This window comes from Flavobacterium sp. 90 (genome assembly GCF_004339525.1).
Classification (GTDB): domain Bacteria; phylum Bacteroidota; class Bacteroidia; order Flavobacteriales; family Flavobacteriaceae; genus Flavobacterium.
The window spans coordinates 604,730-628,403 of the sequence record NZ_SMGE01000001.1 but is presented as its reverse complement, the minus strand read 5'-3'; the positions used below and the strand labels follow the sequence as shown (position 1 = coordinate 628,403).

Here is a 23,674-nt window from a genome sequence, read left to right as displayed (position 1 = left end):
TCACCTCCTTATCTTGAGCGCATCATCAGAAGGTGGACCTGCAATATAATAAGGACGTTGCTTGAAACCCGGCAGTAGTCTGTGCTCGCCCCTCTATAAACATGGCAGAAGCATTAATGTAATGAGCAACTTTGTTCGTATCATATCTATTCTATATCGATTAAGTTTTCATAAAGAGGCTAAATTATAAGGAGGGATTTGTTTAATGAAAAAAAGTAGATCAGAAGTAGCTCTATTTTTAAAATAAAAATCATAAACAACTATTAATCAGTACTTTATTTATGTTTAAATGATTGGTCTGAATAAAGCTAAAGTAGATTCCTTTTTTGTATTTTTGATAAAAATTTATCCTTGAATATTATAAATTGATATTTTATTATGAATAAAATTATGTACTTGGTAATTATAATGATATTATTTCAGTCTTGTCAGAAAGCTGATGTCAATGACAGGTTTCTGAAGACTCTGGATAAAGTACTCGCTGATACCTCTATGATAACTGCAAAAGAGAAAACACTGGACAGTTTGAAGCGTCTGGTAAATGACACCTCGGATCCGATTCTTAAATATGAAACCTATAATAAGATCATTGCTGGTTATCTTTGGTATAGGGCGGACTCTGCATACGCTTATATCGAAAAAAATATGAAGATTGCACAAGTATCGCACAACAGTAAGATGTCTGACCAGATTATTTTGACCTATTCAATTATGTTATCCACATCTGGTCTGTTAAATGAATCATCGCAAATCTTGAAGAAAATAGATAGGCAGAGACTCGATAAGTCTTTGCTGCGAGATTATTATTATGCTCAGGAAAGGTTTTACTACGTATCTTCGGAATTTAGTCACGATAATTATTACACCCCACTTTATAAAAGGCAGGAACAGACCTATCAGGATTCCGTACGCTCCACTTATCCGAAAAATTCTATTGAATATAATAAATACACCGCTAACTTAATGGTAAATGCGGGTGAATATCTTAAAGCCCGAGATTTACTAAAAAAAACAATCCCTGGGCTAAACAAACCAACGAGATTTGCTGCAATGGTCTATTACGATCTTGCCGGAATCTATAAGGTATTAAAAAATGACAAACTATATGAATATTACCTCATCCAGGCATCCATTGTAGACAGGCAAATCCCTACTAAAGAAAATGCGGCTATTAAGGAATTGGCCTTTTATCTCTATAAGAATAAACTTCAGGATATTGATAGAGCCAATTTATACATTCAGTCGGCCTTGGCAGACGCACGCTTTTACAATAACAGGCAGCGAATCTTACAGATATCCGAGAAATTACCCTTGATCGTAAATGCCTTTCAAGAAAAAAGGAGTAAAGAAAATAGACATTTAAAATATTCCATTATTGTAATCAGTATTTTATCAATTTTCATTACATGGTCCCTAATCTTTATTTACAGACAGGTAATACAACTGCGAAAGGCCAGATTGGCAGTGGATCGGCTAAACAATGAACTGCAGTTTTACAACAACGAGCTGCAACATCTTAATAACAAACTTCATTATGCAAACGAAACACGCGAGGAGAATATAGGCCTTTTTATGGATCTTTGTTCTTCGTACATCAATAAACTTGATGATTACAAACAGATTGTGAAGAGTAAGATCATCAATAACAGAATCAATGATCTATTGAAGAATATTGATTCGCAGCAATTCGCCAAATCAGATAAGAATGATTTTTTTGTAAACTTTGACCGGTCCGTACTTAGCCTCTTTCCCAACTTTGTGGAGAATGTGAATAAACTTATGAAAGAAGATAGTCAGTTCCAACTCAAAAAAGGTGAAATATTAAATAGTGAACTGCGTGTCCTTGCCCTGATTCGATTAGGAATAGATAGCAGTAATAAGATAGCTTCCTTTTTGCATTATTCTCCCCAAACAATCTACAATTACCGTGTCAAAATGAAAAACAGTTCGCGGTTTGTACGAGAAGATTTTGAGCAACAGCTCAAAAATATGTTGGAGGTTCAGTAAATCATATAGTGTGAATCTGAGTCAGATTAATTCTTTTTATAGTCATACCATTTATATTAATGACGTTGAAATACCAGTGGGTGAATTGCATAAAAATGAGTTCCTCCAAATTCCAATAACTATAGACGTCGAAAAATGGAGCTACTACCAATTTTGTCACAAAGAGTTAAGGTTGTTTCTGAAAGCTAGAGTAAAAAAAACTGGGACAAAAAAATCTACATCGTTACAGTCTCAATTTGAACTTAAGCAATGCAACTCGCATTAATTTGGTGTTTTAAATTGTCTTAAATAACCAGTGCTTGATTAAAGAAACAATATAAAACCAGTTAAAACGGCTAAAGAATTATAACGTACATTTAAACGGTTAATCCAGTCTCAAAATATTCAAGAATTTGAAAATTTTAATTTGTGGCAAAATCATGGTAAATGGATTTTTAGAAACTACAAATTCAGTATTAATAAGCGATATAACAGTTGGGTTCGAGTGTGCAGCTGCTCCGAAAAAAAGTAGCTATCTCAAAACTGACACAGCTACTTTTTATATACTTATTATAATTTGAGCCTCCACCAAAGAGTCTAAAAGATCTTACTCTTGAAATAATCTAAATTATATTTGTTTTATATAATAGTTTAAAATTTATTTTCTACTTCTGCCGCCTGAAGCATTAAATAATGCAAATCTGTGTTTTTTACAAAAGGTTTTAAAAGTTCGCTTCCTGGGCCAAACATTGCCAGTTCAACATAATCTGCAGAATGATCCATACTGATCCATCCAACAGAATTTATTTTTCCCTGCATTTCTGCAAAAGCTTTGTAAGGCAGTTTTTTGTAATTATACAAACCGTCTTCTTTATGCAACCCATCATAATACCCCGAGACTGTTTTTGCGTCTTCATCTGAAACGGAGTGTCCATTTGCTTTTTCGATAATTTCCTTTACTTGGGAAACTGAAGTATCTGACTTTATTTGATTCAAAATCCACTCATTGGTTTGGGTATAATGCTGAATGCTATCAAAATTATCATTGGCGTATTTTCCATAAATTATTCCAGGATTTGCATTTCCATGATCTGTTGTAATTATAACTAAAGTTTCTTTGTCTTTCTCTGCAAAATCTATTGCTACTTTTACTGCTTCATCAAACTCAATCTGGTCATTTATCAAACCTGCAATATCGTTAGCGTGTGCTGCCCAATCTACTTTTCCGCTTTCAATTTGCAAGACAAAACCATTTTTATGATTTTTCATTCTGTCAATTGCTTTTTTGGCCATTTCACCAAGGCTTGGAGTAGCTTTCTTTAAATTTTCATCACTATTTCTATCCACATAATACGGAAGTCCATCATCAGCAAACACTCCTAAAATAGGTTGCGAACTTGAAGCTGCCTCCATTTCAGATCGCGTTTTTACAACCTGATATCCTTTCGAACTAAAAGCTGCGAACATGTCTTTTTTATCTTTCCTTAATTCTGAACTAAAATAGTTTGCGCCGCCTCCCATCATAACATCAAAGCCAAGCTTTAAATATTGTTCGGCGATATCATCCTGAGCATTTCTGCTTTCGCTGTTAACACAAAAGCCAGCCGGAGTGGCATGCGTTATGGGAACGGTCGTAACACAACCGGCCATTTTTCCAACCTTTTTAAATTTCTGCCAAATCGGCAAATGCGGTTCTCCTTGCGGGCTAATATTTAGTACACCATTATTTACTCTAAAACCTCCTCCCCAGGAAGAGCTAGCTGCCGATGAATCTGTTACGATAGAACTCGCAGATGCGGTATCCATTAAAGCTCTTGACACCTTATTGTCTTTATATAGTTGTATCCAGTTAGAGCCTTTACCTGTTTTTCTGTTCAAAAATAAATCGGCCATGTTTAATGTTCCCGTGCTCATCCCGTCACTAACCAATAAAATAATATTTTTTGCTTTCTTATTTTTATTGGCTGATTCTACATCTAAAATATTGGCCGAACCCTGTAAAGGATTCATCAATACTGCGCCAATTGTAAATAAAGAGCCATTTTTAAAGAACTTTCTTCTGTTCATTATTGTGTATTTATAAGTGTTTTCAAAAATAATCAATAAATTAAGATCACTGTCACGATAGTACAGTAAACATAACTGTTTCTTAATCTAACAATTCTCATTATAAAACTAGCGTAACAAATTAAGCTAAAAACCTTTAGATGCCTGTTTCTTCTCTTAGATCTGTCTCTGAATTTTATAGCTCATTTGGATTACAATTTTCCAGATTATCAAAAACTTTCTTCAACTTTCGATTGTATAATTTAATCGTTTAAAAAATCTTTTCTATAGTTATGGTTATTGATGTAATTTTTTATTTTTCAAATATTGCAGTAATTCTTTTGGCCTATCAGTTTGAATTACATTAGCTCCTTTTTTTATTATCCATCCCCATGATTCATCAGGTTTGTTCTCATCTACCGCAGTATCATCATCATGACCACCGTTTAAAGACGCCCAAAGACTGTTAATCCAAACACCATAACCTTTCTGTTTCAGCGTTGGTAAATTATTAATTGTTTTGACTGTATCGGTGTCAAAAACAGGCTGAAAAACAGTTTTTTTATGTCTCATGTAGCTGTTTACAATCTCTTCGGCATGACTGTCTGTATAGCGAATAATAGGCATTAATACTGCTTCCGGATCTACTTTTCCATATTTCGATTCCACACTTTCTAAATTGGTGTTGTCATCAATATTGATGAATGTCTGATCGTACATATTATGTTTTTTGATGAGTGCTACCACTTCGCCAAAATATTCGTAACCCTTGTCTACGTCAATCAATATTTTGCCTTTTGCGGTAATAAGCATTTCTTCAAATGTTGGAATTTGATGTAAAGTAGGTCTACCCAAACCATTTTTAAGTTTAAATTTTTGAATCTCTTCCAAAGTGTAATCTTCCGGTTTTCCTTTGCCGTTAGTAGTACGATCAATGGTTCTGTCATGCATTACAATCAACTGACCATCTTTGGTTCTTTTCAAATCGAGTTCCATAATATCAACACCCATATCGATGCAATATTTTAATGCCAATAAAGAATTTTCTGGTGCGTTTCTCCAATCGCCTCGGTGAGCGGTTACCAATATTTCGTTATTTTTTGGATTAAATAATTGTTCTAGTTTCTGTTGTGGCGAAACCGACTTTCCTTTTTTTTGAGCCTCTGCCTGATAACAAAAAAGAGTTGTTAGAAGAATAAGGGCTAAATATTTATTAGACATAGTATTTTTTGTTTTAAAATTAATTAGAATTATAGGGTCCGAATGATTTTTTTATTTGAATCTTACCGTTTACTGTCTCGGCAATAAGAACATAAAACGAATTGCCTCCGGGTAAAACCCGAACAATTACGTGTCCGAACATACTTTTATATCCTTTGGTAAACCAATAGCCTAAGGTGTGCTTGGTTACTTCTTGAATATTGGTCGCAAAAATATTTTTTTCTCCCTTGTAAATATGGTCTGATAAAAGTCTGTGCATTACTTCCTGACCGGGATGGTCGCTGCACCAGGTTTGCTCTACCACAACCTGTGGTTGCAAATACGAAAGAAAATTTTCGTTGGTACCATCACGATTACCATGATGATCTAAAGTTGTTACTTCTACTTTGCCTACGGCTTTGGCCATGGGGGTTTCTGTATCAAACCATTTGGGTAAACCATAGCCTTGCAATCCGGTGTTATCTCCACCGGTGAAGTAATCAAATTTCCCGTAGCTAAGTTTTATAGCAAGGCTCAAAGGATTTTCGTTGAATTTTCCTTTTTTAACGATGCTGTCGGCTGTAATGTATTCCTGTGTTTGATTGCCAACACCGGTCCATATAGTACCGCTGCTCTTAACTCCGGTTATATGGAAATCCGGATATTTTTTTTTGTTTTTTATAAGGACCAATTGATCTGAATTTCCCACATCAAGACCTTCTGCTTTCAAGCCCTTTTTTTGGTTTTCTGCAATGAATTTTTGATAATTAAGGAAAATACTGTTTTCTTCGGTATAATATTTATTCAAATCAAGAGGGAAATTGTAGTTAGGAGCGCTACGATCAATCAGTTTTTTGATGGGAACCAAATCACCAACCTGCGTAATTCCCGTAAGTTTGTATCCGCCTTGCAAAGCTAATTTGCTATCTGGTCGAATGACTCCCATGTGATCTGTATGGAAATGGGTAATAAGAGCATAATCAATTTGTTTTACCTGCGGATAAACCTGTTTCATATAATCAACAATCCACTCGCCTGAATTTTTACTATTATCAGGATAGGCAGGTGTTACCGTCAATGGCCAACTTCTGGAATCTGGTCCTGCATAATAGGTGTCGTCCATATCACCGGCATCAACCATCATGGTTGTTCCGTCCGGCAATATAAAAAAAGTACAGACACCCCGACCAGTGTTGATATGGTGTATGTCCATGTAACCTTCTTTCCAAAGAATATTGGTTGTGTCATTATTTTCTTGTGCTATTGCAAAAGTGTAAATAAAAAAAGTGAACAATGCTATTGATAGCTTTTTCATCTGTGTATCTATTAGTTTTTATAACACTATACTTCAGTATTAAATTGTGATGCTGAAGTATAGCGATTCTGTACTTGTTACTATTGATAGTCCTTATTTTGTGTTATGGTAGGATCAGCATCTCTTTGATTTTGAGGTATAGGCATTAAAAGGAACTGAGAAGTTACTGTGGTCGGTTTGTTTTGAGAAATAAACCAAGCGTTCATCGTACTTATGGCTTTTCCGGTTCTAAGTAAATCCAGCCAACGATATCCTTCTCCTATCAATTCTAAACGTCTTTCGAGTTCAATGGCATCACGCAAATCAGCTTGTGTAAGGGCAGTTGAAGGAGCAAGTCCGGCTCTGTTTCTTACTTTGTCTAATGCTGGTTTTGCCGTTGTAAGTGTATTACCCAATTCGTTTTCAATTTCGGCCTGCATCAATAACACGTCTGCATAGCGAAGTACCACTGTATTACTTCCGCCATCAGCAGGAGGTGTTGGCGCTACGGGTTTTTTGAGCTTATTATTGTACGGAGTACCGGCAGAAGAAAGCTTAACATAGTTATCTTTTCTTTTATCCCCGGCAATATATTTGCTGTACAATTCTTTGGTAGGCAAGCTATGTCCTTTGGCACCACTCATTACACCCGAAGGTGAAAACTGTTGAACCATAGTGCTGCCCTCTGTATTACTGTTTATACCAGAACCAAACTGCACTGAAAAAATGAATTCACTTACATTTTCGTTTGCCAAATCAAAAAGTGTCGTTGAATCGTTGAATAGCGCGTGTGCACCAGAATTTACAACAGCATCAATTTGGATTTTTGCGTTAGCATAATCTTTTTGTACAAGATAAACCTTTCCCAGTAAAGTCTGGGCCGCCGTTTTTATTACACGTCCCGGTTGTGTTGTCGATGTAGGTAAAGTCGAAATCGCATCTGTAAGGTCCTGGATAATTTGCTTATAGACATCGGCTGCCGGTTGGCGACCTTTACCAAAATAAACATTTGGATCTTTGGTTTCGTCAGTTGTCAAAGGAACATCACCATAAAATTGTACCATATTAAAGTAAATTAACGCTCTTATGAACTTCATCTCTCCAATTCTGGAGCTTTTTACAGCATCTGTTTTGTAGGCTACTCCGGCTATTCTGTTCAATATCACATTACAGCGTTGTATGGTAACATAGCTGGCTTTCCAGTTATCGGCAAGCATTCCATTTGCCGGAACGGTTTTAAATTCTTCTAAATCTCCATACATTGCACCGTCATTTGCCGGTACTTCTTCATAAGTATTGTCAGAAGGTACTTCGCCCATGGCAGGCAAATACAATCCATACAATCCATTTGCCTGTAATGAGGCATAAGTTGCCACTACATATTCTTCTACTTCGGTTTCGGTGGTCAAAAACTTACCTGACTCTTTATCGGTTATAGGATGTTGATCCAGGTCGTTGGTGCAGGAAACAAGAGAGACAGCACCAATTATTGCAAAAAATATTTTTTTCATTGTATTCGTTTTAATTGTTAAAGAGAAATATTGGTACCAAAAATAAACGTCCTGGCTACAGGATAATTGGATGTTGCCTGCCCGTTTGTTAAGGCAGAGCCTGTAGTTGCTTCTGGATTAGTTCCTCTGTATTTTGTAATGGTGAACAAATTATTTCCGCCTACATAAATTTTCATGTTCGCTATTTTGGCTCTTTTTACTATATATGAAGGAAGCGTATAGGCCAATTGTACATCACGAAGCCTTAAATAATCGCCATCAAGGATATACAAATTTGATGCTTTTGTAGCTCTGCGGGCTGCTGAAAAATTTCCTAAATTGGGCTGAGCAAAAGTTCCATTCGGATTATCAATAGGATGGTATCTGTTTTCAAAATAATATTTTGTTGGCAGAGCAAATCCTTCTCCGGCTTCTCCTCTTGAGGCCAAATTTGATTCATATACCTTACGACCCTCAACACCCGTTAACGAAAAGGTTAATGAGAAGTTTTTGTAAGCAAAAGAATTGGAGAATCCATACGTGAATTTTGGAGAATAAGTCCCCATTGGTGTCCAGTCTTTGGTGTCGATTACGCCATCTCCATTTACATCTTTTACCATATAATCTCCCATTTGTGTACCAGGTAATTTTGGGATTTTTGTGTCATTGAACTGATCCTGAGTTTTATACACACCCACAACCTGATAACCGTAAAACTCGGCTATAGGACCGCCCACTTTTGTAATAATACTACCTATATCACCCGCAATTATTTGTGTCTGACCTGGCGCCAAAGCCAATACTTCATTTTTATTGAAAGAAATATTCGCAGCAGGATTCCATTTTACCTGACCTAAATTGATATCACTGGCAGAGATGCTAAGGTCTAATCCTTTATTTTGAACTTTTCCAATATTTTGTAAGGAGCTACTAAAGCCCGATTGTTGCGGAACAGGCACATCCAGCAATAAATTAGAAGTAGTAGCATTATAATATTCGGCAGTAAGGTCAATTTTTTTAAATAATTGCAAATCCAGACCTAAATTGTAAGAAGTATTGGTTTCCCACGATAGGTTTATATTTGGTGTTGTTGAAGCACTAAAGCCCGACGCAGGCGTATTACCCCATATGTAATTGTTGGCGGCATTACCTCCTGTTACAATACCCAATGAACCATAAGAACCAATTTGATTATTGCCCGAACGTCCCCAGGTCGCTCTCAATTTTCCAAAGCTAACAACATCTTGCTCAGGGAAGAATCCTTCTTTACTGAAAATCCAACCTGCTGTTATTGATGGAAATTTCCCCCATCTGTTTTCAGCTCCAAATCTTGAAGAACCATCCATTCTATAAGAGAACGAGGTAATGTATTTATCTGCAAAAATATATTGCAATCTTGAGAAATAAGAGATTTGCACCCATCTGTACCTGTTAGGATTTACAGTAAAAGAACTGGCCCCGGCAATGTTATCTATATTATCATCGGCAATATTTGCTCCGGTTATAATCGTTGAGAATGAATTTTCTTTCTGGTAACTGTAGCCTGTCAAAAGTGTAAAATCGTGCTTGTCAATTTTCTTAGAATATGTTAAGGTATGTTCTAATAGGTAATTCGTTAATGATCCGTCAGTCTCTGAAGCAGTTGCCGGCTTAGGCGCAGGCGTACGATAAGCTCCCAGATTAGATGGGTTATAAAGATCAAACATACTTTGCGAAAAATCTCCACCTAAAGTAAATTTATATTTTAAGCCTTTTAATATAGCATAGTTGAAAAAAGTATTTCCATAAAGTTTGAAGAAAGTACGGTTGTTTTTTACCATATTAAGAAAAGCAATCGGATTTTCTACCAAGGCACCATCTTCGGGCTGATTGGCTTTTATTTGTTGACTAATAGCCAAAGTACCGTCATCATTATACGGTTTGAAGAAAGGATACATTACTGCTATTGCACCAATTGGTTCGTCAAAACTACCATTGGCATCATAATACCGTTGTGTTGTATAAGAAGGATTAAGGCTTATACCAAATTCAGCCCTATCAGATATTTTATTGTTTAGTTTTATACTGGCACTGTAACGTTTTAGTCCGTTTTCGACCACTAGACCTTCCTGATTAAAGGCATTGAATGAGGTATAGTAAGATGTTTTTCCGTTCCCGCCGCTCAAAGCCACATTTATATTACTTATAGGTGCTGTACGGAATATTTCATTCGACCAGTTTGTATCTGTTAGGCCGGTTTGATTGTTCAGGTACGGATCCAGATAATTTAGACGTAATTCTCTAAGCGAAGCTCCTTTTGCAACTCTGGTCGCACGATCATCGGTTATGCTTCTGTTTGCAGGATCTTTGGATATATATCCCTGATCTCTTGCTTCAGTAAAAAAAATAGCAGCATCATGCGCATTAACATATTCTACTTTATCTGATCGTTGTTGAAATCCGGTATAAGCATCTATAGTTACATTAAACGTGTCAGCCTTACTTTTTTTGGTAGTGATAAGAATTACCCCGTTTGCTGCTCTGGAACCATATATAGAGGCTGATGCAGGATCTTTTAACACTTCAAGACTTTCTATGTCATTTGGATTAATGTAATTGAAAGAAGTTCCTTCCGTTAGGGGAAAACCATCTACCACAACCAAAGGGCTGCGTCCGGCAGTTAGTGTACCAATACCGCGAATGATAATTTGAGGGTTTGAACCCGGTTGCCCGGAGGCTTCGTTAATTTGAATACCGGCCGCTTTACCGCTCAATTGTTGGGCAAAGTTACTTCCGCTATAATTAGATAGTTGCTCCGCACTCACTTTTGTTACAGAACCCGTAACAAAACGCTTCTGTTGGGTACCATAACCAACGACTACCACTTCGTTTAATTTCTCGTTGTTATCTTTTAGCCTTGCCAAAAGTGTGTTAGTGCCAGCTTTTACAGCAAATGATTTTATTTGAGTAGATTGATACCCCACAGAAGAAAAAGAGAAGTCATAGATTTCTCCTAATTTTAGGGCAGAAGTTGTAAATAAACCTTTTTCGTCGGTAATACTTGAGTCCACTATTTTATGATCATTGTTTTCAATTTGTACGGTTACTCCCGGAAGAGCCTCGCCATTTTCGGATATTACTGTACCCGATACAATTGGATTTTGTGTTTGTGCAATGGCTTGCGTGACAATAAACAATAAAGGGTAGACAAATAACAGCCACTTTCTTTTTTTGGGCATTAATAATAGATTCATTTTCTTTTTTTGTTTTAATCGTTAAATTTTAATTGTTGTACTTTGTTATAATGAGTTTTCCTTGCTCTTCTTTTAATTTTAAGTCATTCATTTTTGTTATTATTGATAATACGGTGTTGAGTCTGTCTGTTTGTTCGACCCTTCCTGTAAAATAAAGCCCTTCAACAGTTTCCTTGTCATAGTCTATAGCCGTTTTATATTTTTCACTTAGTTTCTGTAATACCATATTAAGTGGTGCATTATTAAAATTCAAAGAGCCATTATTTTTCACTGTCTGATTTTTAGGAGTAATTTTAGCTGTAGGTACCAGTGTATTTTCGTTTAATCTAAATGTGCTTATTTCGTATTTAGGACTTAGCTTGTTCAAAGTCAGCAATTGTCCGGGTTTTAGATAGATGTCCGGAATGTTTTTTCCTTTGCTATGTGTATCTCGCACCCTTACATGTCCTTCAAAAAGTTTTACCTCAATCTGATTCTCTTTAGTGGTATTTACTAAGAATTGTGTTCCTAAGGCGGTGGTAGAAAATCTCTCAGAAAGTACGCTGAAAGGTTTTGTCTTATTTTTGGCAACTTTAAATATTGCTTTTCCTTTCAGGTTGATTATCCTGTCTTTTTTATTAAATTCCTGATTATAAGAAATTGCACTTTTAGGAAATAAAACAATTGCAGACCCATCAGGTAAATCAACATTTATATTATGTTGTTGCTTATTTTTAATTATTTTTAAATTTTGAATTACTTGTACAATTTTGTTATCTGCTTTACCCAGTGAGTGATTATTTATTTGGAAAAGAAATAAAGTACAAATACCAACTATAGCTGCTGCGGCCCACCATGTATATCTTGAACTAAGAGTCAATCGTTTTGGCTGACGCACTTCGCTATCATCAATAGATTTCAAAATGCGTTTTAAAAGTATTGCCTTGTTTTTATTGCTTTGATCAGGGGCATCATCCTGCTCGTATAATTTTCTAAAATGATTTTTGACTTGATTACTTTCTTCGTCATTTACATTTTTTAAAGCATTTTCCAATATTGTGATTTCTTCGGGACTTAAAGTTCCTTTCCACAATTTTTCAATTATTGATTGAATTTTATTCATAGTATAAATTAAATGTCCTGTCCTTAAAATAAGATGGGGTATCTGGCACACCGCAACTATTCTAAAAACGCAAGACATTCAAAAAGGGGGGGTACAGTGTTGGTTAAGTAATTATTAACAAAAGAAGTATTAATTGTAAATACTAAGATCTGACTGTAAACAGACTAAGTACGGAAGTATAAACCAATGATAAATAAAGATATCGCTGACTCTTTTTCGTAGCGATTTACTGTATAGGTATGTACAAATTTTAGGGAAAGGGTAATATGCTCTTTTACCGTTTCTGAAGATATATTCATAATTTCGGCAGCTTCGGCATAGGTTTTCCCCTGTAATTTACAAAGTTCAAAAGCCTGTTTTTTGCGCAATGGTAACTGATTAATAGCTTCCGCCAAAATATTTTCTTTGATGTTCTCTATTTCGACTTCGCTTTCGGGATCATATTCAAAATTGACATCTGCTTTCATAGATTCCATATACTTTCTTTCTCTAATCAATTTTCTGATATGAGAAATAGACTGGTTGTAACTAACAGAGAATAACCACGAAGCTACTGCGTGCTCGTCCTGGAATTTATGTTTGTTTTCCCAAAGCTTCAAAAAAACTTCCTGTAATACATCTTCAACAACATCCGTTTGAGGAATAAGCCGTGCGACGTTGTTAAATACTATTTGATGATAATGATTATAAACGGCTATAAAAGCAACCTTATTACCGTTGGCAAAAGAAATAATAATCCCATCATTTAGCTTATTTAAAGACATTTAGCTGTTTATTCTAAATAGTGAAGAAGATTGTGCCAAATTATCATTATTTGTTTTTTTTAAACAAATAATAAATTTGGTTTTGTTTTGCGAAAGTATATCCTCCCAAACAAACTCTCATCATGTTGTTCGTTAACAAAATAATACCAGATCATTAAGTTGTTGGTTTGAATGATACTGATCAAAAAAACTGAAAAAAAATGCAAAAGAAAGCTTGCCTTGTTCTTTTTAGAAAACGAATATTCCCATTTAAAACCTATTTAATGGTAAAAAACAGTCACATTAAATAATTAAAAATATAATCCCATTTCGTTAGTTATTCTCTTGCTACTGCTCTTTGTGTATCAACAGATCATTTTAGCAGAGAAAAAGCTCGTATTTCACTTTTTTAAATTTCAAAAAAGGATTTTACAGAGTTATCTAAATTAAATTTCCTTCAAAAATTACAAATATTGCTTTGCAAACAGGTTTGTCTGCTTCATTAGTTTTCTGATATTCTTTTTTCGACACATGAAAGTTAAACATATTACATACCAGTATTTTAGATTAAAATTAAGCTTGTTTTTTTTATTTACATTATATTAACTAATGTAATATTTGAGGCAAATAGATCATATTTTTCATTAAGATTTTGGTATAGGATTTTTTTTGCCTGCATATTGGATTTTATGTTTAGAATGTTATCTGGATTTTTTACAACTAATCTCATTAGTACAGATTCTGTTTCAGAATTTTGTTTTTTGACAGACTGAAAATATGTAAGATGATCATCCGTACTAAGTACATCATTAATAAATTCTTTTAATATTCCAGGCCGTTGTGGAAAATCGACTAAAAAATAATGTACTAGTCCCTCAAATAATAAGGAGTGTTCTCGTATTTCATCTTCTCTTTCCATATGTTTTAGACCACCGCTTAAGATACAGACCACCGTTTTTCCCCTTATCTGCTCAGCATAAGAATCCAGCGCAGCAATAGTTAATACGCCGGTAGGGTCAATATTTATCTCTTCGTTATTGAATAATTGTAATTGAGCGACGCATGCTTTTCCCTTAGGAATTTTTATAATGTCATTTAGATTTTTTTGACATATCTCTGAAGTTAGACTATCAGATTTTTTTATAGATGTATCATATACAAATTGGTCTACTGGATCTAAAGAGTTTTTATTGTTATTTTGAATAAAAATTTCGGTTGAGAAATTGTCTTGAGCCGTAACCCCGATAATTTTAGTGTTTGGACTTAATTGCCCAAAAACAGTTGATAATCCTGCGGCCAAACCTCCTCCTTCCATTGGTACAAAAACATAATCAATTATTTTTTTTTGATATTCTTCAAGAACTTCCAAACCTACAGTTCCCTGACCGGCAATAACCTTTATATCTTCAGAAGAATGGATAAATACTTTATGATGTATGGAGGCATCGCCTAAAGCTATTGCATAAGCCTGATCAAAAAAGTTACCCGCCAGAATTATTTCTATATAATCTTTTCCAAACAGCTGGACTTGTTTCACTTTTTGCTCAGATGTATTTTTCGGCATATATATTTTTCCCTTTATTTTTAAAAGATTGCAGCAATAGGCAACTCCATGAGCATGATTTCCATCACTGGCACAAATAATTCCAAGTTCTTTTTCTGCAGCGGTAAGTGATTTTATTTTATTATATGCCCCTCTTATTTTAAAAGAATGAGCTACTTGGAGATCTTCGCGTTTTAGTAAAATAGTCGCAGCATACTGTTTTGAAAGGGTTGAGCTTTCAATTAATGGAGTAGGTAACAGTACATTATGTAATTGCTTTTTTGCTAGATGTATTTCTTTGAATAAATCCATTTTAGAGTGGGGATATTGTAAATGTTATTAAAAGTATTTGGGGATGTAATTGTGGCATTTGAAGTTTTTTTTTTACATATTCAATAATTCCACTGCAAATCCCTCACAGGATTTTATAAGTGCAATTCTCGAAGTTTTGATAACTTCAATTAGCCCAAATTTATTTAATGATTTCGTTAAGTTATCGATCTCATTTTCTTGTCCTGTAGCTTCAAATACAGCATAATCTTTTTCAATTATTAAGAATCTGGCGTTATATTGTCGCATTAAATGATCAATATTTGCTTCGTTCATAATCATGTCGGTTGATACTTTATACATGGCCGTCTGTGACGAGATGATTTCTTGATTTGTACTGCAGTAGCATTTAAAAACTTCAATAATTTTCTCTATCTGAAACTTCAAGTTTTTTACAATTTCAGAGGTCTCATTCACTACAATGGTAAAACGGTACATCATATCAATTTCACATGAGGAAATATTAAGGCTTTTCAAATTAATTTTTTTTCTTAGAAACATTATAGCTATTTTATTAATCGTGCCCATTTGATCTTCTGCGTAAACTGTTAATGTGTATTCTTCTTTCATTGTTTTTTCGTTGTTAATTGCTTCAAGTAGTTAGTTTTTGCGTCAAGGATTATTTTACATCAATTTACCTGCTTTTTGAAATAAAAAAACCTTTCTCGTTTGACAGAGAAAGGTTTGTATTTAGACAATATAATCCTGACTCGTCATAAGAGACAAATAATGATAATTGCGATAATAATTATTGATAATGAATTTTTCATATTGGTTTTAAACAAAAAAACCTCCCGTTACAGGGAGGTTTTTAAATTGATATAGTTTTTTAATTTATACAACACCCCATCATAGTTATCCAATGATAATTATGATATTAATAATAACGATGTTGGTAAAGTTTTTCATTTCTCTTGATTAAAGTGCAAATATATTAATTTTTATCAAACCACAATTTTTTATTTATCAGGGGGAAAATAAAAATTAGTCCTGTACTATTATAGTATTGAACCTTTTATTTTTTAACAACTATTTCATTACATCAATTAAAGCTGATGTTTGATCCAATGCCAATGGAGCTTTTGAAAGAAATATTTGTGGCTCATTCTAACAAATAGTAACGAGCAGGTTCCTCTGAATAATTTAAGAATTTCTTCACCATCATAGATCCGCGTTTCGGATAATGCATACCTGAATGAAGAAAAGCATGCTCATAATTAAGATGGATAAGTGGCGCATATTTCCTTCCCTTTTACGTTTATTGAAATTGTGTTGATCGAAATCCGAACTAGCATCTTCTATATAAGACCAACGTTTAATGGAATTCGACATGTTTAATTAGGCAATAAAACCTTATTACCGAATGACTTATTTACTAATATTCCAATTCGCTACCTCCAATAATTATTTGCCGCAGCTATTGTCGCAAATTCGTTAGAAACCGTCTGTCCAATAGCAATAAGCAGGTTTGCATCTTCTGCGTAAACATTACGTAATCTTTCCCTAATTTCTGCATCGGGCTGAGTAATTTTAATGATTAATCGCGCCATTTTTAATGCTAATTGACGGCCCTCTTCCGGTGTACTTGTAATTAAAGAATTACCTGGTACTAATTGAATTTGTTCGGACATGTTTTCCTGAATTTAAATTTTGTTTATTGACGTTCTTTTATAGAGATTGGGTAGGCTTTTGAACGATCTTCCAGCATGGGATCAGCCGTTTCAATTCCCTCTGTTACATTATTTGGAATAAAATGTAATTGCTTATCAGCATCGGGCGTATTTTTTCCAATTTTAGTAATTGTAATTGTCCCCAGTAATATACGTTCTCTTGTTTCTGGCCAAGCTATTGAAGGATTGGCTATATTATCTTCTGTTTTTGCAATTTGTGCATACAATTTAAATTTAACAGGTTTGTTTTTTAAATGATTTTTGATTTCATCATATAAATAATCCGGACTTGATTTCGCAATTTGCTCTTTGTTTAAAAATTGTTCTCCGTCTTCTGGAATAAATTGATATCTTATAAATTTTGATTCGCCTTTTACGTTCGTAAATTTATATGAATTTACTCCATAGTATGAAATTGTTCCGAAACTTGTCGTGGCGGGTTTCTGAGTGGTTAAAAAAGTTTTGGCTATAGGATGAGTTCCAAAAAACTGTTCCAAAGCGGTTGGTTTTTGAGCATTCGCTCCACTTTTTGCAATTGCGTTTAATAATTCAACAAATTCATCTGTATTTGATACTGGAAATCCGTTATAACTATGAGTAACTATATCTGTTGTTACTCCTTTTGGTAAAAGAAACTTAATAGCTAATCCTCTTGGATTTGATGCTCCAATTGTATCTGGTATATTTGGAATTCCCGTAAAATCAGAAAAGCGTACTGTTACCGGTGTTTTTTTGTTTTGAAATTGAATGGCTTTTGTGATGGCTTTAGCCTTTTCGGAGGCTTCAAAATACCCTTCCACAATAATACCTTTTGCATGTACGGCTCTTGCATTAGGATGTTTTCCAAACGTATTATGCAGAGCATCTACCATTTGATTAGGTGTGGATTCAGTTTTTATTGTTTGAGCTTTTAGGATCGATGAAATCAGCATCAGACCAAAAATGATTGAAATTCTAAACTTTTTCATAATTTACACTTTTAAAAATTAATATTGTACAATATTAGAATAACCAATAGTAAAAATCAGTACCAAAAGTCACAGCTTATAATGTTATTATCTGATTTTCGTATATTATTTTTGTGTAGTTTTTTAATTTTTATGAAATTACTTTTTCAGTAGTATTCAAATCTTTGAAATAATTCTGTAAGAAGTAAATACTTCTTTTGGACCTGCAAGTTCGCGTTTAAATGATCATAAATTCTACATTCAATTTATTGCAGATGATTTTTTTCATCTTAAACAGGAGATTATTTTGATGTTTTTTTTGAAAATTGTCCAGTATTAATTTGTCAAAAGTTTTCCTATACAAAGAAATATTTCAATTTTTTTTAATAATTTACCAGTTCCCTTTCAAACCTTCTTTCAACGCAACATTATATTTCTCTAAATTAAAGCTGTATAAATCAGGAGCTTTATGTGCTCCACCTTTTCGATATTCATCCAGTTTTGTTAAGATGTCGTATTTTAAAATCTTTCGGTAAAAATTACCACGATTTAGTTTTTTTCCAAGGATGATTTCATATAATTTTTGAAGTTCCGGTATTGTAAATTTCTCAGGAAGAAGATTATATCCTATTGGATGATTATTTAATTGTTCGCGCAGCGTAAAAAGTGCTTTTTCAAAAATAACTCTGTGATCCATCATTAAACATGGCAGATCGTTAACACAATGCCATTTACAATCGCTTGAAAACTCATCGATAATCAATTTTACTTTGGAATAATCTGCAAGTGCATAATAGCCAATAGAAACAAAGCGTTGTTTATTCCATAAATTATCTTGGTAATTATCAAAAAAACTTTCTGAACGGTTTAAATTACCAAAAGTATAAAATTGTTGCAAATAGATATCTTCCGTACCAGTTCGGTCTTTTAAAATACGAATAGCCGCGTGATCAACATTTTCATCTTTTTGAACATATCCACCAGGAAGCCCCCAAGATTCCTGATCTTTCATTTTGATTGTCAAAACTTTCAAAGAAGTATCTTTAAAGCTGAAAATTGTACAATCAATAGAGAGTGCCGGGATATATTTTTCCCAAGATTCTTCGGATCTTTTTTCCAGTATCTTTTTTAATTCCATTGGATGTAATTATACTCAAATTTACTCTTTTTTAGAGTTAAAGCTCGATTAGTTATCATTTTTCTACGATAAAAAAAATATTGAAATTTACATTTTATTTTTTTCTGGTATTAAATTTTTAGTAAACTAATTTAATTGAGCAAAATTAAGGTTCTGCTACAACATGATAGTCAATTTTCTTATTTTTATAAGATTTATGCTAGACGTGTTTTATTAATATTATAGAGATTAAAATGTGATTTTCATATGATTATAAAAATTATTTTATGATTCATTTGTTGATATGAAAAAATGTGGTTAATATTGCTTCTTTATGAAGCATTGAAATTTAGTGCGAGTATAATTAATAACTAATAAAAAGGTTCTTTGCATCATATTTTTTCCAAGATTGGAAAGGTAATTTGAAGAGAATAAAAAAGGTAGTAAAAAATAGTGTAGAAATTTATAATTATAAAAATAAACAATATGAAAAACATAGTATTAAGCTTTTTATTAATTATAATAGTAGGTTGCGCAAGCAAGAAAGTTAATACGGAATGGGTTTCGACAACAGAATCAACGCCCTGGGAAATTAAAGAAATAGAAGGTTTAACAAGTGCTTCTGAAACAGAATCGATTGAAATTTTCACGAGGAGACCTTTACAGGAAATCGAAGGTTTTGGTAGTTGTTTTAATGAATTGGGCTGGACATCTTTATCAGCACTTTCCGCAGCAGATCGCAGTGCAATTATGAAAGAATTATATGAGCCCGGAACTGGAGCAGGTTTTACAATCGGTAGAATGCCGATAGGAGCCAACGATTTTTCAAGGGATTGGTACTCATATGATGAAACTGAGGGGGATTTTACAATGAAAAATTTTTCTATAGAAAACGACAAACAAACGCTGGTTCCTTTTATTAAAGCAGCACAAAAGTATAATAAGGATCTTAAGCTTTGGGCTTCTCCCTGGAGTCCGCCGCAATGGATGAAGTATAATAGACATTATGCTTTAAATAAAGTACCTACAGTTATTAAAAATACCGAAAATGGTATCACTGAAAAACAGTTAGGTAAAGAAGGTACCGACATGTTTATACAAAAACCGGAATACTTCGATGCTTATGCGCTGTATTTCGAAAAATTCATTGAAGCTTATAAAACTCAAGGAATTAAAATAAGCATGGTAATGCCTCAAAATGAGTTTAATTCGGCACAATGGTACCCCAGCTGTACATGGACAAAAGAGGGTTTAATCAAATTTATAAATGTGCTCGCTCCAAGAATGAAAAAGGTTGGTGTTCAGACTTTTTTCGGAACACTAGAGAGGCCTGACAAAAACCTTTTTTCAGATGTTTATAAAGAAGCGACAGAAAACATCAATGGAATTGGGCTTCAATGGGCAGGTAAAGAAGCAGTGGAAGTTATTCATAAACAATATCCAAATCTGAAAATCTATCAAAGCGAGCATGAATGTGGTAATGGTAAAAATGATTGGGATTACGCAGTTTACAGCTGGGATTTAATGAAGCATTATTTTATGAATGGTACCAATGCTTATTTATACTGGAACACTTCCCTGCTTAAGGGAGGGGTAAGTCGCTGGGGCTGGAAACAGAATTCTTTACTTTCAATCGATGCTTCAAACAAGACATATAAATGGAATAACGAATACTATCTCATGAAACATCTTAGTCATTTTGTAAAACCAGGATCCAGAATGTTAGAAACCAGCAGTACAGCTGTTGTAAATCATCGTAATGATGTTCTCGGTTTTTGGAAAGGAGATTTAATGAGTAATAAAGAAAACCTGCTGGCTTTTAAAAATTCAGACGGATCAATTGTGGTGGTAGTTTATAATGAAAGCAGTTCCCTCAAGAAATTAAATATCAAAATAAATAATACTGTTATAAGCCCCGAACTAGAACCAAAGTCATTCAACACTTTTTTAATCAAACAATAAATTATTTATCAATTTAGTAAAAGTATCCGAAGCAATAGTATCATAAAAAAGCAGATGGACTAAATTTGAGGTCTGTCTATATTGCAATTAGATGAAAGTAGTAACTTGGTATTGTTTAGATATCATAAAATAATAATTCTTAATTGAAATGAAGATATTTTTTATTCGCATACATTCATATTATTTAAGATAAAAACACGGTAGATAATTAAAAAAGAAAGATACTATGAATATTAAAATTTGTTTGCCTGAATTTGGAAATGAATTTATTGGTGAAATAGAAAAATTCGGAAAAATTAGAAAGTTCGAAAACAATGAAGATATAATAAATCAGGGGCAATTAATAAGTTACCTGCCAATAGTTTTAAATGGTTTAGTAAAAGTACAAAGTCAGGAGAATGGAATTCAGTTTTTATTGTACTACCTGAAAGAAGGAAGTGCCTGTATTTTTAGTTTTGCTCATTTGTTTAGTCCAAGAGCTTCTGATTTTTCAGCAGTTTCAGTGGGGGAAACGGAAATGTTATTGATTCCAATGGATAAAGCAAAGGATTGGCTAATTAGATTTCCAGTATTTAATACTTTAATTTTGAATGAATATCAAAAACATTATGATGATCTTTTACAAACAACGAAACAGATCATTTGTTATAAACTTGAAGAGAGGCTCTTGAGTTATTTAAAAAATAAGAGCAAATTCCACAATTCAAAAGAATTTTTAATTTCTCATAGATCCATAGCAGATGATTTGGGAACAACACGTGAAGTAATCTCCAGGATAATGAAAAAAATTGAAGGTGATGGGAAAATAAAACAACAAAATAGAAAAATATTTCTGATTGTTTGATCTTAAGCATTGGTTTAAAATGGGAATAATATATATAAATTAGCTTGAACATTTACGTTTTTTTAGACGTAAAATTTTAGATTAGTATAGATATTCCTGTTCTTGTTATCTTCTCCTTATTTTAAATGATAGTTAGAAAATACATCAACAGAGTATGATTTCAATCAATGGCGCAGAAATCTGTTGGTTCACGAACGTATTTGTTTCCATTTCTAATAATTCCTTTCTGAAGCCGCCATTGAACTTGATAAATAAAATTCTTGAACTTTTTACAAATTCGACAGATCATAAAGTGCTTAATTGATCCATTTAATTATTGACTTCCCCTTCTTGTGATGTTACCTCAAAGATGGAATAATCTTTTTCGATTGTTATTAATCTTGTATTTTTCAAACAAATGATCCGTATTTTCTTTATTGATAATGATTGAAGTCGGTATTCTTCAAAAGGTTAATAGTGTACAGATAATTTCCTGGTTTGGGTGTTACAATAACATTTAAAAATATCTACGATTTTCTGAATTTGGAGCACTAAATTTTTGATTGTTTCAAAGGTTTCCTTCACCACTATATTAAATCGCGTCACCTTGTTAATTTCACAAGAAAATATTAAAATTCACAAGACTGATTTTCCTTCTTAAAAACTACAATATGACCAATGTTAAGTTTTTGATCTTATCAAACATTTTTAAAGATTGAACACTAAGTGACAATTAACTTCTTTGTATATTAGTATCACTTTTCAACTAAAAATAAATTAATGCAGCAAGACAGACAAATTTTTGATCTTATTCTAAAAGAACAGAAAAGACAAATTAGAGGAATAGAATTAATTGCATCTGAGAATTATGTAAGTGATGATGTAAAAGAAGCAGTTGGTTCTGTTTTAACGAATAAATATGCAGAAGGGTATCCAGGAAAGAGATACTACGGTGGTTGTGAGGTAGTTGATGTTATTGAGCAGATGGCTATTGATCGAGCCAAAGAATTATTTGGCGCTGCTTATGCAAACGTACAGCCACACTCCGGTTCACAAGCAAACGTAGCGGTTTATCACGCATGTTTAAATCCCGGTGATACTATTTTGGGATTTAATTTATCCCATGGAGGACACTCTACTCATGGTTCGCCTGCAAATTTTTCAGGGCAGTTGTATAATCCTGTATTTTATGGTGTAGATAAAGAAACTAAACTTTTAGATTACGATAAGATTCAAGAAATTGCGTTAAAAGAAAAGCCGAAATTAATCATTGCTGGAGCGTCAACTTATTCTCGTGATTTGGATTTTGAACGTTTTAGAGTGATTGCTGATAGTGTTGGGGCAATTTTATTTGCCGATATTTCACATCTCGCAGGACTTATCGCTAAGGGATTATTGAATAACCCAATACCTCATTGTCATATCGTTTCGACAACTACTCACAAAACGTTGCGTGGGCCACGTGGAGGGTTGATTTTAATGGGTAAAGACTTTGAAGATCCGTGTGGATCCACAAATTTAAAAGGAGAAATCAGAATGATGTCTACATTATTAGATTTGGCGGTATTTCCCGGTAATCAGGGAGGTCCGCTGATGCATATTATAGCTGCGAAAGCAGTTGCATTTGGAGAGGCCTTACAAGAGGAATTCTATGTTTATGCAACGCAAATACAAAAAAATGCAAAGGCTATGGCGGATGCTTTTTTAAAAAAGGGATACAGCATTGTTTCGGGAGGCACGGATAATCATATGATGTTAATTGATTTGACTAATAAAGGTATTTCCGGTAAAGATGCTGAAAATGCATTGGTAAGAGCTGAAATCACGGTAAATAAAAATATGATTCCATTTGATGAGAAATTACCATCTGAAACTTCGGGAATTCGTATTGGAACAGCTGCAATTACAACTAGAGGTTTAATTGAAGCAGATATGGAGAAAATAGTTGCTTTAATTGATAAGGTATTAATCAATCACAAAAGTCAGCAGATTATTGAAGAGGTTTCCAATAGTGTTAATGAAATGATGAATGAAAGAAGAATTTTTGTTTAGATAAATTATAATCGCTCCTGATAAGCAAATACTCTGAAGCTGTTTTGGATTTATTATCAATACATGAACTTTGAGGAGTATGAATAAACAATTATGTTGTTAATTTTACTGAAATTTGTGCTGTTTAGTATTGGCA

Annotated in this window: 16 protein-coding genes; 4 read left to right on the top strand and 12 right to left on the bottom strand. The window is 33.6% G+C overall.

The features are described 5' to 3' along the window. Window positions 1–378 precede the first annotated feature (378 nt). On the top strand, window positions 379–2,007 hold the full coding sequence (locus C8C83_RS02680) for a DUF6377 domain-containing protein (RefSeq protein ID WP_121326316.1): 1,629 nt from the start codon (window positions 379–381) through the stop codon (window positions 2,005–2,007). Between the two features lie 630 nt (window positions 2,008–2,637). On the opposite strand, the gene C8C83_RS02675 is transcribed toward C8C83_RS02680, so the two are convergent. The 12 genes from C8C83_RS02675 to C8C83_RS02620 form a co-directional block, all read right to left on the bottom strand. Continuing rightward, window positions 2,638–4,053, bottom strand: coding sequence for an alkaline phosphatase (locus C8C83_RS02675; protein WP_121326315.1), 1,416 nt, complete (start codon window positions 4,051–4,053; stop codon window positions 2,638–2,640). 276 nt (window positions 4,054–4,329) lie between these two features. Beyond that, complete coding sequence (locus C8C83_RS02670; RefSeq protein ID WP_121326314.1) at window positions 4,330–5,253, bottom strand: glycerophosphodiester phosphodiesterase family protein; 924 nt, start codon at window positions 5,251–5,253, stop codon at window positions 4,330–4,332. A 19-nt stretch (window positions 5,254–5,272) separates the two neighbouring features. After that, window positions 5,273–6,547, bottom strand: a complete 1,275-nt coding sequence (locus C8C83_RS02665) for an MBL fold metallo-hydrolase (RefSeq protein ID WP_121326313.1) — start codon at window positions 6,545–6,547, stop codon at window positions 5,273–5,275. Window positions 6,548–6,627: 80 nt separating this feature from the next. Further along, window positions 6,628–8,037, bottom strand: coding sequence for a RagB/SusD family nutrient uptake outer membrane protein (locus C8C83_RS02660; protein WP_121326312.1), 1,410 nt, complete (start codon window positions 8,035–8,037; stop codon window positions 6,628–6,630). Window positions 8,038–8,054: 17 nt separating this feature from the next. Next, window positions 8,055–11,249, bottom strand: coding sequence for a TonB-dependent receptor (locus tag C8C83_RS02655; protein WP_121326311.1), 3,195 nt, complete (start codon window positions 11,247–11,249; stop codon window positions 8,055–8,057). Window positions 11,250–11,277: 28 nt separating this feature from the next. After that, complete coding sequence (locus C8C83_RS02650) at window positions 11,278–12,351, bottom strand: FecR family protein (RefSeq protein ID WP_158598129.1); 1,074 nt, start codon at window positions 12,349–12,351, stop codon at window positions 11,278–11,280. A 164-nt stretch (window positions 12,352–12,515) separates the two neighbouring features. After that, window positions 12,516–13,115 carry an RNA polymerase sigma factor gene (locus C8C83_RS02645; protein ID WP_121326309.1) on the bottom strand — a complete coding sequence of 200 codons (600 nt, stop codon included), beginning with the start codon at window positions 13,113–13,115 and terminating at the stop codon, window positions 12,516–12,518. 571 nt (window positions 13,116–13,686) lie between these two features. Further along, entirely contained in the window at window positions 13,687–14,949 is a 1,263-nt protein-coding gene (gene ilvA, locus C8C83_RS02640) for a threonine ammonia-lyase IlvA (RefSeq protein ID WP_121326308.1), read from the bottom strand. Window positions 14,950–15,021: 72 nt separating this feature from the next. Further along, entirely contained in the window at window positions 15,022–15,537 is a 516-nt protein-coding gene (ilvN, locus tag C8C83_RS02635; RefSeq protein ID WP_121326307.1) for an acetolactate synthase small subunit, read from the bottom strand. Between the two features lie 821 nt (window positions 15,538–16,358). Then, window positions 16,359–16,598: a hexameric tyrosine-coordinated heme protein gene (locus tag C8C83_RS02630; RefSeq protein ID WP_121326306.1), complete on the bottom strand. Its 240-nt coding sequence runs from the start codon at window positions 16,596–16,598 to the stop codon at window positions 16,359–16,361. 23 nt (window positions 16,599–16,621) lie between these two features. Continuing rightward, window positions 16,622–17,605 carry a catalase family peroxidase gene (locus tag C8C83_RS02625; RefSeq protein WP_121326305.1) on the bottom strand — a complete coding sequence of 328 codons (984 nt, stop codon included), beginning with the start codon at window positions 17,603–17,605 and terminating at the stop codon, window positions 16,622–16,624. A gap of 370 nt (window positions 17,606–17,975) precedes the next feature. After that, entirely contained in the window at window positions 17,976–18,722 is a 747-nt protein-coding gene (locus tag C8C83_RS02620) for an NUDIX domain-containing protein (RefSeq protein ID WP_121326304.1), read from the bottom strand. A gap of 465 nt (window positions 18,723–19,187) precedes the next feature. Between C8C83_RS02620 and C8C83_RS02615 the strand changes: the two genes are divergently transcribed. From C8C83_RS02615 to glyA, 3 genes are all read left to right on the top strand, one after another. Beyond that, entirely contained in the window at window positions 19,188–20,663 is a 1,476-nt protein-coding gene (locus tag C8C83_RS02615; protein WP_121326303.1) for a glycoside hydrolase family 30 beta sandwich domain-containing protein, read from the top strand. Between the two features lie 226 nt (window positions 20,664–20,889). Beyond that, window positions 20,890–21,507, top strand: a complete 618-nt coding sequence (locus C8C83_RS02610; protein ID WP_121326302.1) for a Crp/Fnr family transcriptional regulator — start codon at window positions 20,890–20,892, stop codon at window positions 21,505–21,507. A 759-nt stretch (window positions 21,508–22,266) separates the two neighbouring features. Continuing rightward, window positions 22,267–23,538, top strand: coding sequence for a serine hydroxymethyltransferase (glyA, locus tag C8C83_RS02605; protein ID WP_121326301.1), 1,272 nt, complete (start codon window positions 22,267–22,269; stop codon window positions 23,536–23,538). The last annotated feature ends 136 nt before the right edge of the window (window positions 23,539–23,674 follow it).